The following is a 13,790-nucleotide window of genomic DNA, read 5'->3' on the forward strand; positions in this document are numbered from 1 at the left end:
GCGGCGGCGGCGGCGATGGCGGCGGCGGCGGCGGAGTCGGCGGCTACGGCGCCGCGGGCGGCATGGGCGGCGCGGGCGGCGGCGCCTTCCAGCTGGTCGCGCAAGGTCAGATCCGCGTCGGCAATAGCGACGCCTTCGCGGCGGTCGGCGGCGCGGGCGCGACCGGCGGCGTCGGCCAGAACCCCGATCCGAATTACGGACCGACGTCGAGCGGAAGCGGCGGCGGCGACGATTCCGACGCCCATCACGGCGGCAATGGCGGCTCCGGCGGCGCGGGCGGCCCGGGCGGCGACGGCGGCGATGGCGCCGGCGGCTCCGGCGGCGCGATCAAGCTCTACGCCAGCGATCTCACCTCGGGCGGCGCGACGCTGAAGACCTCCGTCACGACCTCGGGCGGCGTCGGCGGCGGAAGCGCGCCAAAGGGCGGCGAGGGACGCTTCATTCTGGGCAGCAACACCTCGCTCACATTCTCGAGCGGCGGCGCGGTGTCCGGCAATGGCGGCCAGTCGGCCTTTGCGGCGACCGATCCGAATGTCGAGCATTTCACCGGCCCGCGTCAGTCGAACTCTTATATCGCGGGCGCGCCGCAGACGCCGACCATCGTCGGCCTCGCGGGCGGCGCGGACATATATGGCGTCGTCTCTGGGCTCGACGCCGCCTCGATCGACTTCAACACTACGACGCCGCAGCTCGATCACGCGCCTGCGGACGCTCTGCTCGCGGTCATGCTGCTCGACAAGGGCGTCGGCGCGCTGAACCAGGATTACACGGGCTATGATCTGCTGATCGTCGCCAATGTGTCGACGATCAATGTCGCCAATCCGACGCTCAGCATCGACGGCGCCACGGCGCAAGCGCTGAAGACCAATGGCGTCGGCGCCGATCAGGCGCTGACGAGCCTCGCTCCGGGCCAGGTGTGGGCGACGCTGGTTCCGGAAGGCAGCGCGCATAATCATACATTCACGGCGTCGATCGGCGTGAACGCCTCCGGCGCGACGACGCTCACCGGCAATACGCTGTCGCTCGGCGGCAATGTCCAATATCTCTCCATTGCGCGCCCCTCCGCGCCGACCGTCGCGCAGCTCACCGGCTTCGACGCCATAGCGGCCGATCCGGGCGCCAATCACATCTTCGGCGTCTCGACCGCGACCAGCTCGCTCGTCGTCGTGAACGCGGACGATGGATCGCAGCGCCAATTGTTCAAGGAGGCGCAGAACAACGTCTCCGGCCTCTCGAGCGTCTCCAATGTGCTCGTCACTGGAACCGATGGTTTCGTTATCACCGAGAGCGCGACGACCGGCAGGCTCGCGACCTTCAAGCTCGCCTCGGCGACCGGCGATCTTTCCTTCGCGAAATCGCAATCGGATGGCGGCTCCTATTACGACTCGATGCGCTATGACGCCGCCACTCGAGTGCTGACGACGACGGGTTCGGCCGGCCTGCGCAGCTATTCGCTGAACACGACGACCGGCGCGCTCACCTTGATCTCGACCGAGTCCGGCGCGAGCAGCGCCGCGACGGAAACGATCGCGCAGAATGGCTTCACCTATTCGGTGAACGCTTCGACCGGCAGCCTCACTGCGGCGAATGCGACGACCGGCGCCTCTCAGACTCTCGCAGGCGCGACCAATGGACTCGTCGGCGCTTCCGATGTGGCGGTGAGCCCGGACGGCGGCTTCGTCTATGTGACGAGCCAGAGCGGCAATGCGCTCTCCGTCTTTGAGGTCACGAGCTCCACGACGCAGCCGCTCGTCTTCGTCGAGACTCTGCGCAATGGCGCCGATGGCGTGCGCGGGCTCGACGCGCCGACCGACGTCGCCGTCACCGCCGATGGCCAATATGTGCTGGTGACGGCGCGCGGAGCCAATGACATCTCCGTGTTCCAGCGCGATCAGCAGACGGGCGCGCTCGGCTTCGTCCAAGTCGTGCGCGATGCGGTCGGCGGCGTGCGTGGCCTGCTGACTCCCACCTCTCTGATCCTCGGGCCGCAGAACGGCTCCACGCTCACCGCCTATGTCGGCAGCCTCGGCTCGACGACGCAGCAGGGCGGCCTCGCCACATTCAATGTCGATCTCTCGCCCAAGGCGCCGCCGATCGCATTCACGACGGAGCACACGGATATAGAGTCGATCGGCGTCACCACGGGCGTCGGCGACGACACTGTGTCGCTCGTCTCCGCGCCGCCGGCGATCGTCGGCGCGACCAAGGTGAATACGGGCGAAGGCTCCGACCATGTCGTCGTCGCCGATTATCGCGGCGCGACCAGCGTCGATCTCGGCGCCGGCGCGGACAGTCTCGATCTGCGCGTCGTCAACGCCAAGACGGCGGCCGACACGCTCGCCATTCATGGCGGCGCGGACGCCGACGCGATCGATGTGCAGAACACGGGCGCAGGCGCGACGACGACGATCAACGGCGACGCCGGCTCCGATGTGATCACGATCGAGAAGGTGGCCGCCGCGGCGCATACGACAGTCTCCGGCGACGCCGACCCGGACATTGTGCGCGTCTCGCTTCCCAACCTGCCCTCCGACGCGGTGACGACGCTGCATGGCGACGCGCCCGGCGCGCTGCCCGGCGACACGCTGATCGTCGATCCGCAGGATCCGAACGCCTCCATACTCGTCGGCGGAGTCGCCGGCCTGCCGATCCCGCAGACCAATGGCTCGATCAGCCTCGCCGGCAAGGGCGCGGTCGCCTATGACACATTCGAGGGGCTGACGGTTCTGTCGTCGCCGATCGTGTCCTTCTCCGCGCCGAGCTATTCGACCTCGGAAGGTTCGGGCGTGACGCTGACCGCCAATGTGCAGGCGCTGGGCTCGACCAATTCGCTGTCCGGTCCGGTCGCTTTCGACATAGACGGCGACGGACAGTTCGGCGAAGTGATCGGAACGGCTCTCGGCGGCGGCGTCTATCGCGTGACGCTTCCCTGGGATCGCCTCGTCGATCTCGGCCTCGCCGACAATGGCCTCTATACGATCGCGGTGCGCGCGACCAATTCCGACGGTCTCTCCACCACGGCCGTTTCGAAAATCCAGATCGCCGACACGCCGCCGGCGGTCGCCGTTTCCGGAGCGCATTCGGCGACGGTCGGAGCGCCCTTCACCATCGGCTTCACGGCGACCGATCCTTCGCCGATCGATCGCGTTCTCGAATGGCGCGTCGATTGGGGCGATGGTTCGGCCGTCGAGACTTTCGGCGCCGACGCCACGCAGGCGAGCCATGTCTATGCCGCGCCGGGCAATGTCGCGATCCGCGCCACGGCGGTGGACAAGGATACGACTCCGACCGGAGCGACCTCCGCCGCCTATGCGGTGACAGTGGGTGTCACGGCGAATAATATCGATACGGGCGGCCCCTATCGCATCGCGGAGGGCCAGTCGCTCACGCTGACCGCGCAAGCGACCGGCGCGCCGCTCTCCTATGGTTGGGACATCAATAATGATGGGACGATCGACAAGAGCGGCGCGACGGCGAGCTTCTCCTGGAGCGAGCTGACGGCGCTCGGCGTCAATGACAGCGGCGTCTATTCCAATCCGCATGTGATCGTCGGCTATGCGACGATCGGCTCGGCGACGCCGACGACGATCTCCAAGGCGGTCGGCGTGACGGTGGACAATGCGCCGCCGAGCTTCGCCACCTTCGTCAATAGCGGCCCGGTGAGCGAAGGCGCCGCCTCCGCGACAGTGACATTCTCCGGCGTGACCGATCCGTCGCCGGTGGACGCCGCGTCGCTGACCTATCGCTACGACTTCGACAATAATGGAACTTTCGATCTCGTGCAGGGCGCGGGGCCGGCGACGGTTCCCGGCCAATATTTGCGGCAGAGCGGCGCGCTGCTCGTTCATGGCCAGATCGTCGACAAGGATGGCGGCGTCGCCGACGCCTATACGACGATCACGATCAATGAGGTCGCGCCGACGCTGACTGTCGCCGGAGCCGCGACGGCGGATGAAGGCGCCGTGTATAGCCTGTCGCTGTCCGCGACCGATCCGGGCGCCGATAAGATCAAATGGTGGGATGTGAATTGGGGCGATGGCGCGCAGGATCACATTCTGATCGACGCGGCCGCCGCCAATGGCAATGTCGTCGCGACGCATAGCTACGCGGACAATGGCGCCTATACGATCAAGACCGGCGCGACCGACAATGACGGCGCCTATGTCGCCGCCGACAAAAACGTCACCGTGCTCAATGTGGCGCCGACGCTGCAAAATGTCGCCGTCGCGCCGGCCGCGGGGCCGGGGTCGGCCGAGATCGCCGAGAACGCGTTCGCACGGCTGAGTGGCCGCATCGTCGATCCGGGAACGCTCGACAGCTTCCGGCTGAATGTCGCCTGGGGCGATGGGCAGAGCGAGATCGTCGATCTTGCCGCCGGCGCGCTCAATTTCGACGTCGCCCATCGCTATGTTCAGGACGGCGTCTATACGATCACGACCAATATCGTCGACAAGGATCAGGGCGCCAGCGCCCCGACGGTCGTCAGCCTGAAGGTCGATAATGTCGCGCCTGTCGTGGGCGTTCTGACTGTGGTTCCGAGCGCATCGCAAGAGGGCTCCTCCGTCACCGTCTCCGGCGTCTACACAGATGCGGGGCCGCTCGATCTCCATACGGTTGCGATCGATTGGGGCGATGGCTCGAGCTCCGCGAGCGCGGGCGCCGGCGCGACGATTATCGTCGATGCGGTCAATCGCGCCTTCACCGCGACCCATGTCTATCTCGACAATCCGGCCGCCGGCGCGAACTACACGATCTCCGCGATCGTGACCGACGATGCCGGGGCGCCGAGCAATGTCTCGACCGCCGCTGTCATCGTGACGAATGCGGCGCCGATCATCGCCGATCTCACGCTGAACGGCGTCGCCGCGCAAAAGCAGACGATCGGCGGCGCGCTCGCTTCCAGCCTCACCATCGACGAGAATGGGACCGTGACCTTGCTGGGTCGCTTCGCCGACGCCGGCGTCCTCGACACGCATTCGGGCGCTGTGGTCTGGGGCGACGGCGGCGCCTCTGCGCTGACGATCGACGAGGCGAGCCATACATTCACGGCGACGCATCGCTATCTCGACGACAATCCGACGGGAACCGCGGCCGATGATTATCGCATCGATCTGACGCTCTCCGACAAGGATGGCGCCTCGGCGACGATCAGCGCGGCGGTCACTGTGGCGAATGTCGCGCCGGTCTTCACGACCTTCACCAATAATGCGGCGGAGGTCGGCAATGTGCTGCCGGGCGAGCCGGTCGTGCTCACGGGCGTCTTCGCCGATCCGGGAACGCAGGACAGCTATACGCTCATCGTCGATTGGGGCGATGGGACGGCGGCCGAGACGCTCGCCTATGCCGCCGGAACGCGCGACTTCCAGCTGACGCATAATTATCGCGATCCGGGCTTCTGGACGATCTCGGCGCATCTTTCCGATGATGATCTCGGTGTCGCCACCGCGACCACCGAGGCGCGGCTCACCGGCGTCGCTTTGCTCGACGGCGTGCTGCGCATCGCCGGCACGCCACAAGATGACACGGTGATCGTGCGCAAGCCGCTCGAGCCGGTCGCTTATTGGAACTTCAACGAGACCAGCGGTACCGCCGTCGCCGACAGCGCCGGAACGCCGCAGAATGGAACGCTCTATACGGATCGCGCGCCGGACCGCGCCGATCCGGGGCCGTCCGCCGCTTTCGCGCCTTTCGGCGCGGCCAATTCGATCGAGTTCCACGACGACAAGAAGGAATATGTCGCCGTCGCCGACGATGCGGTCTTCAATCTCGCGAGCGGCGCGGTGCAGCTCTGGTTCGACGCCAGTGATCAGGATCATGGCTGGGGCGACACGCAGGTCTTGTTCTCGAAGAGCAAGAGCGGCCTCGGCGCCGGCCAGCTGACGATCGGCGTCGATCATGGGACGCTGTTCGCCGAGCTCGAGGGCGTCGATGCGACCGGGCGGCTGAGTGTCTACCGCGTCGAGGGCTGCGACGACGTCACTTGCGGCGATTGGCACAATGTCGCCTTCACCTTCGGCGAAGCCGGCATGAAGCTCTATCTCGATGGCGCGCTCGTCGGCGAGAACTCCTATACGGGCGGATTGCAGGGCAATCACGAGGCGATCGTCATCGGCGCGTCCAACGCCGACAATCGCAACACCTCCGGCAATCTCTCCAAGCTGACCATCAGCGATCCTTTCTCCGGTCACATAGACGAGGTCTCCGTCTATGGCCGCCAGCTGAGCGATCAGCAGGTGATGGATGCGATGCAGAAGGGCGCGCGCGGCGCCAATGATCCCAATGGCGCGACGATCGAGGTCTATGCGAGCTTCCTGCCGATCATCGGGCAGAATGTGATCAAGACCTTCGCTGCGGCCGATGTGAAATCCATCCTCATCGCCACAGGCGGCGGAAACGACATTGTGACTGTCGATGCGAGCGTCGATGCGCCGCTGACCGTGAAGGCCGGCGACGGCAATGATACGGTTCGCGCGGGCTCGGGTCCGTCGGCGCTGCTCGGCGGCCTCGGCGACGACACGCTGATCGGCGGCGTCGCCAGCGACGTCATTCTGGGCGGCGACGGCGCCGATTACATCGTCGGCGGCGGCGGCGACGATCTCATAGACGGCGGCGAAGGAATCGACACGGTCTCCATGCCGATCGTGCAGCCGACCGCTTATTGGTCCTTCGACAAGGTTACGAATGGCGTCGTCGCCGACTCGGTCGGAACGCCGCAGAACGGAACCTTCTACGGCGCGTCCCTGCACGGATCGGACGACGCCGGCGCCGGTGCGAGCTTCCATGGCGATGCGCGGCAATATGTGGCGGTCGCCGACGACGCCGCGCTGCATTCGGCGGATGGAACGATCGCCTTCCAGTTCGAAGCCGACGGCGCGCACGGCGATCAGGTGCTGTTCGCCAAGAACGGCTATGGCAATAATGAGGGCGATCTCACCATCGGCGTCGCCGACGGCCGCGTCTATGCGCGGCTCGAGACGGGGACGACGTCCTATACGGTGACGAGCTGCGACGATATCGGCTGCGGCTGGCGTCAGCTCGCCTTCAGCTTCGGCGCCGACGGCATGAAGCTCTACATCGACGGCGCGCTGGTCGACGCCAATTCCTACAGCGGCGGCCTCGCGAATAATCGCCAGGCGATCGTGATCGGCGCCTCGGACGAAACGAACAAGAACCAGACCGGCGATCTCTCCAAGCTGACGATCTCCAAGGCGTTCCGCGGCTCCATCGACGAGGTGGCGGTGTTCGGCCAGGCGCTGAACGGCGATCAGATCCGCCGTCTCGTCGTCTCCGGTCCGCGGCTGGCGAGCGCCGGCTCTGGTCTCAGCGGCGCGCTTTCGGATTATCAGCTGTCCTTCGTCGGCGGCGCGCTTCAAGTCGCCGACACGCGTCCGGCGCTGCCGCAAGGCGTCGCCTATTGGTCGCTCGATGAGGCGCGCGGCTCTACCACGCTGGCGGATAGCGCCGGCGCGCCGCAGAACGCCACCTTCGTGACGAAGCTCGCCTCCGATCTCGGCAACGCCGGGCCTTCCGCGAGCGTGGCGCCCTTCGGCGCGGGAACATCGGCGGCGTTCCACAAGGACCCGCGCGGCTATATCGCCGTCGCCAATTCCGACGATTTCGCGCTCGACAATGGCGCGATCCAGCTCTGGTTCGACGCGAGCGGCACGTCGGGAACGCAGACCTTGTTCTCGAAGAACGACGTGCGCGCCGAGGACGGCCTCACCATCAGCCTCGTCGGGCAGCGTCTCGAGGCGAGGCTCGACGGCCATGTCGTCGAGACGCTCAATATCGTCTCCGCCGGCTCGTGGAACCAGATCGCCTTCACTTTCGGCCAAAGCGGGATGAAGCTCTATCTCAATGGCGTGCTCGTCGGCGAGGATTCCTACACCGGCGGCCTCGCCGGCAATCATGAAGCCATTGTGATCGGCGGCTCCAACGCCAGCAATTCCGACGCCTCCGGCGATCTCGCCAAGCAGCGCGCGACCAACGCCTTCGGCGGGCTCATCGACGAGGTGGCGATATTTAGCGGCTCCGTCGATCAAGCCTTCGTTCGTCGGCTGATGAAGGAGGGCGCGCAAAAGCTGATCGCCGAAGGCGCGGCCGGGCCAACGATCGACGGCACGGATCAGCTGGAAGGCGTCGAGCGTCTCGTCTTCGGCGATGGAACGTCGGCCTATGTGCTCGGCGGCGCCAACCCCGCGACGCTGAGCGCCGCCGATGTGCAGTCTCTCGCCGGCAATGGCCAGCTGGTCGTGCTCGGCGACGGCGGCCAGCCGCTGCATCTTTCCGGCGCCTGGGGCGATATCGGCCAGCGCACGATCGGCAATGTCCTCTACGACGTCTACCACAACAGCAGCGCGCAGCTGCTCGTGCAGTCCGGCGTGCAGGTGACAGTCGATCAGCAATTGCTGACGCCGATCGCCTATTGGACTTTCGACGGCGCCGGCTCTACCGTCGCGGACAGCGCCGGCGCTGCGCACAACGGCGTGTTCTACGCCAACGGCCAGCCCGACCGTGACGACGCCGGCCCATCGACGACGATCGCGCCCTTCGGCGCGGGAATGTCGGCCGACTTCCACGACTCCAGCCGCGAATATGTGGCGGTCGCCAATGATCCGGCTTTCGCCGTCGCCAATGGCGCGATCACCTTCTGGTTCGATGCGCGCTCGACCTTCGGACAACAGACGCTATTCGCCAAGGACGGCGCCGGCCTCGGCGGCGGGCTGACGATCGGCCTCGATGGAAATCATCTGGTCGTGCAAATGGAAGGGCCGAGCGGCGTCTACTCGATCCGCTCGTCGACGACGGTGGCCGCCGGGGCGTGGCGCAATCTCGCTTTCACCTTCGGCGCCGGCGGGATGAAGCTCTATCTCGATGGCGCGCTCGTCGGCTCGAACGCCTATGCCGGCGGTCTGACCACGAACGAATCCGCGATTGTGATCGGCGGCTCAGACGAGGCCAATGTCGGGGCGGCGAGCGATCTCTCCAAGCTGAAGATCACCAAGTCCTTCGACGGCCATATCGACGAGGTCGCCTTCTTCGGGCAAGCGCTCACCGCCAATCAAATCCAGCAGGCCGCCGTCGCGGGGGCCTTCGGCGTGGCGAGCGTCGATGTTCCCATCACTTTCGTTCCCCCGCCGCCGCCCGCCCCTGCTCCCCATTGCTCGGACCTCGACGATTGGCTGTGGTTCGAAGCCGAGCACAAGCGCAATCACGCCGATCACGACGGACACGCGCTGGCGGGCGATGGCTGGCGGTTCGATTGGTAGCGGCGTGGGAGGGACGCGCAGCGATGTAATATGACCGTCATACAATGATGCGAATCGTGACCTGCGCTTTAGAAGCATGAAGTAGAGCGTGCTCGTTTTCAAAACGGAGTGGTGGTTATGGATCAGGTCGAGTCGAATGTGCAGCCCGCCGCCGATATTGCAGACGGCGTCCGCCAGTCGGCGGTGCTCTGGGACGACCGCAACATGGTCACGCATTTCGCCAATGTCGTGAACATTCAGAGCACGCTCGAGCAGGTGGATCTGTTCTTCGGCACCAATAAGACCTGGAACATCGGCAACGAACGTCAGGTGCATGTCGAATTGACCGATCGCGTCATCCTCAGCCCTCATGCGGCCAAGCGCCTCAGCGTCGCGCTGGCCGGCGTTCTCAAGGAATATGAGAGCCGTCACGGCGCGTTGAAAATCGACGGGCGCTGAGCGCGCCGCAGCGGCGGTGACGCGTGACAATGCTTGCGAGCACAGAGGGGGGCGGCGGTCTGCGGCCCCCCGAAAGAACGCGGCTCCTCGACGAGGAGCGCGTCTCCGTCCTCGAGCAGGCGCTGTGGAAGCGCCTGGACGACGCGGCCGATCTGGATGCTGTTCTCGCCGCATGGCTGGCGCTGCAATGCGGAATGATCGCCTCCGCGTTCTGCGGCGCGATCGCCCTGCGGGATCATAGCGGCAATCGCAAGATCGCCTCATGGCCGGAAGGCGTCGACGCCGTCTCGCGCCTTCATTCGACGATCGACCTCGCTGTCGCGCAACGTCGCGGCGTGGCGCACAAGCCCACCCTCGACTCCGGCGCGCCGTCGCCGGTCGCGCAAATCGCCTATCCGATCATCATCGACGATAAAGTGCTCGGCGCCGCCGCCATCGAGATCCATGGCGACGGCCCAGCGCAAGCGCGGCTCGCGGCGCGGCAGCTGCAATGGGGCGTCGCCCGGGTCCGCGAACGTCTGCGCATGGACGCCGCCGCGGAGGCGACGCATCGGCTGCGCCGCGTGACCGGAGTTCTCGACATGCTCGCCGTGGCGCTCGAGGAGGAGGGCTTCTCGCCCGCCTGTCGCGCCTGCGTCACCGAGCTCGCGTCGCTCTATGCTTGCGAACGCGTGAGCGTCGGCTTCGCGCAAGAGTCGGGCGTGCGCGTCGTCGCGATCTCCCACAGCGCTCATTTCGGAAAAGACCTCAATCTCGTTCGGCTCTTGAACGGCGCGATGAACGAGGCGGTCGATCAGCACGCAATCGTCCTCTATCCTCCGCACCCGGACGAATCGACGATTGTCCGCGCGCATGCCGAATTGGCGGAGGCGCATGGCTGCGCCGCCATTCTGACGACGCCAATGTTCGCCAAGGACCAATTCATCGGGGCCTTGAGCTTCGAGCGCGGCAAGGACCGGCCGTTTCAGCCGGACGAAATCGCTTTTCTCGAATGTCTCGCCTCCGCTCTCGGTCCCGTGCTCGACATTCGCCGCCGCGATGACCGCTGGCTGATCGTCAGGGCGTGGGAATCGCTTCGCGCGCAGGCGCATGATCTCGTCGGGCCGGGTCATGTCGGACGCAAGCTCGTCGCCCTCGCGCTGATCGCGTCCACCATGCTTTTCTATCTCGTGACGGACGTCTACCGCGTGAACGCCAACGCCGTGATCGAGGGCCGGGTGCAGCGCGCGATCGTCGCGCCCTTCAACGGGTTCATCGAGGAAGCGCATGTGCGCGCCGGCGACGTGGTTCGCGGCGGAGAGGTGCTGGCGACGCTCGACGATCGTGAATTCGCGCTCGAGCGCTTGCGCTGGGTCACGGAGAGACAGAAGAAGCAATATGAATTCGAGCGCGCCGGCGGAGCGCGCAATCGCGCCGATGCGCGCGTGCTCGGCGCCGAGATGCAGGAGTCCGAGGCGCAGATCAAGCTCGCCGACGAGCAGCTCGCGCGAACGAAATTGCGGGCGCCTTTCGACGGCCTCGTCGTCTCCGGCGACCTCAGCCAGTCTGTCGGAGCCGCGGTGCAACGCGGTCAGCTTCTGTTCGAGATCGCTCCGCTCGATGATTGGCGGGTCGTTCTGGATGTCGACGAATCGCAGGTGAACGAGATCGTGAAAGGGGCGCCCGGCGAATTGCTGATCGCGGCGCTCCCCAACGAGACGTTTCCGCTCATCGTCGAAAAAATCACCCCTGTCGCAAAGGCCGATGAAGGCGCGAATACGTTCCGCATCGAGGCCGCGCTACGGGCGAGCTCGCCGAAGCTGCGGCCCGGCATGAGAGGCGTCGGAAAAGTGGAGGCGGGCCGAAGACGCATAGGCTGGATCTGGACCCGATCGCTGGTCGATTGGCTGAAGATCTGGTCATGGCGATGGCTGGATTAGGAGCGCCGCATGGTCGCGCCGCTGCGCAGCTCCTCCTGGTATCGCGTCGCCGACCTCAAGCCGCGATTGCGCTCGCATGCGCGAATCCATCGCCAGCGCCATAGAGGCCAGCTGTGGTACGTTCTGCAGGATCGGCAGAATGGGCAGTTTCACCGGCTCTCGCCTTTGGCGCATCATATCGTCTGCCTGATGGACGGTCGCCGCACCATCGACCAGATTTGGGAGATGATGGGCGAGCGCTATGGCGACGATCAGCCGACGCAGGACGAAACCATTCGTCTTCTCGCCCAGGTCCACGCCGCGGATCTGCTGATCGGCGACGTTCCGCCGGACATGGAAGAATTGGCGCATCGGGCGGATCGGCACAGTCGCCGAAGCTTCGTGCAGAATATTCGCAATCCGCTGGCGATCCGCATTCCGCTGATCGATCCCGAGCGCTTCCTCGCCGCGACGGCGCCGCTCGGCAGACTCTTGTTCAGCTGGTGGGGCTTCGGCTTCTGGCTCGCGACGATCGCCATCGGGCTCGCGCTCGCCGGCATGCGATGGACCGCGCTCACGCATAATGTCGCCGATCGCGTCCTGTCCTCGGAGAACATCGTTCTTCTGCTGCTGGTCTATCCGCTCGTCAAAGCGCTGCATGAGATCGGTCATGGCATGGCGACGGCGCGCTGGGGCGGCGAGGTCCACGAGCTCGGCGTCATGCTGCTCGTGCTGATGCCGGTCCCCTATGTCGACGCCTCCGCCTCGGCCGCATTTCAGGAAAAGCGGCGCCGGATCATCGTCGGCGCGGCGGGAATCATGGTCGAAATGTTCCTCGCGGCCGTGGCGATGATGGTGTGGGCGCTCGTCGAGAAAGGTTTCGTGCGGGCCGCTGCGTTCGACGTCATGCTGATCGGCAGCGCCTCGACATTGCTCGTCAACGGCAATCCGCTGCTGCGGTTCGACGGCTATTATATTCTCGCCGATCTGATCGAGATTCCCAATCTCGGCGCGCGCGCCAACGCCTATGCGCTCTATCTGCTGCAGCGTTACGCTTTCGGCCTCGCGCATCTTCCATCGCCGGCGACCTCGCCGGGCGAGGCGCGCTGGCTTCTCGCCTATGCGGCGGCCTCCTTCCTCTACCGCATGACAGTGACCTTCGGCATCGCGCTCTTCATCGGCTCGCGATTCTTCATCCTCGGCATTCTGCTCGCGCTCTGGGGAATCGTGACCGGCGTCGCGCTGCCGCTCGCGAAGGGCTTCAATCGCCTCCTCACCGATCCGCAGCTGCGGAGCGTGCGCGGACGAGCGATCCTCGTCTCCGGTCTGGCGACGGCGGCGCTCGTCGTCCTCGCCACTATTGTTCCCGTCCCTTATGCGACCATGGCCCAGGGCGTCGTCGTCGCCCCGGAGAAGTCCACGCTTCGCGTGCGCGCCGACGGCGAGGTGATCGACGCGCTTCTCGCCGAGGATCTCTATGTCGAAGCCGGAACCCGCGTCGCGACGCTGGCGGACCCGACCCTCGCCGGCGAGACCGCTGTGCTGGAGGCGCAGACGGAGGCCTATCGCCTGCGGCTCGAAGCCGTCGCCAACTCCGATCTCGTGCAGGCCAATATTTTTCGCGAGGAGCTGCGTCGCCTCGAAGGAGCCTTGGCGCTGAACCGGCGACGCATGGCCGATCTTTCGATCCTTGCCGAGAATTCCGGCCGTCTCATCTTGCCGCGCGCATCGGATCTTCCCGGAAAATTTCTGAAGAAGGGCGATCTTCTCGGCTATGTCATCGCGGAAGGCGACCCGGTCGTGCGCGTCGTGGTTCCGCAATCGGACATTGATCTCGCGCGCAGCCGAACGATGAAGGTGGAGATCCGCTTCGTCGGCCGCGTCGATCGCGTGATTCCCGCCGTCGTCGCGCGCGAGGCGCCGGCGGCCCTGGACGAATTGCCGAGTCTCGCGCTCAGCAAGCGCGGCGGCGGCGACATTGCGATCGATCCGACCAAGACCGATGCGCCGCGCGCGCTCGAAACGCAGTTCCATCTCGACCTTCATGTCGCGCCGCAAGAGGAGCGGATGAACATAGGCGAGCGTGTCTATGTGCGTTTCGATCACGGCGCCGAGCCGGTCGCCTGGCGCCTCTGGCGCGCCGCGCGCCAATTGCTGTTGAGGCAGTTCGGTGTCTGACGCGCCG

The 13,790-nt window shown here is 66.0% G+C and carries 4 protein-coding genes; all 4 read left to right on the forward strand.

Annotated elements, in window-relative coordinates; all coding sequences use genetic code 11:
* The first annotated feature begins 62 nt into the window (after positions 1–62).
* Entirely contained in the window at positions 63–9,269 is a 9,207-nt protein-coding gene (locus tag A1351_RS12490) for a LamG-like jellyroll fold domain-containing protein (protein ID WP_210178256.1), read from the forward strand.
* A gap of 117 nt (positions 9,270–9,386) precedes the next feature.
* A complete protein-coding gene (locus A1351_RS12495; RefSeq protein WP_024881766.1) occupies positions 9,387–9,707 on the forward strand; it encodes a DUF3467 domain-containing protein in 321 nt (106 codons plus the stop codon).
* 29 nt (positions 9,708–9,736) lie between these two features.
* Positions 9,737–11,626 (forward strand): efflux RND transporter periplasmic adaptor subunit, encoded by a 1,890-nt coding sequence (locus tag A1351_RS12500; protein ID WP_051592417.1) that lies wholly within the window; start codon positions 9,737–9,739, stop codon positions 11,624–11,626.
* Between the two features lie 9 nt (positions 11,627–11,635).
* Positions 11,636–13,783: a PqqD family protein gene (locus A1351_RS12505; RefSeq protein WP_024881768.1), complete on the forward strand. Its 2,148-nt coding sequence runs from the start codon at positions 11,636–11,638 to the stop codon at positions 13,781–13,783.
* The last annotated feature ends 7 nt before the right edge of the window (positions 13,784–13,790 follow it).

This window comes from Methylosinus sp. R-45379, assembly GCF_001644125.1.
In the GTDB taxonomy this organism is placed as follows: Bacteria; Pseudomonadota; Alphaproteobacteria; order Rhizobiales; family Beijerinckiaceae; genus Methylosinus.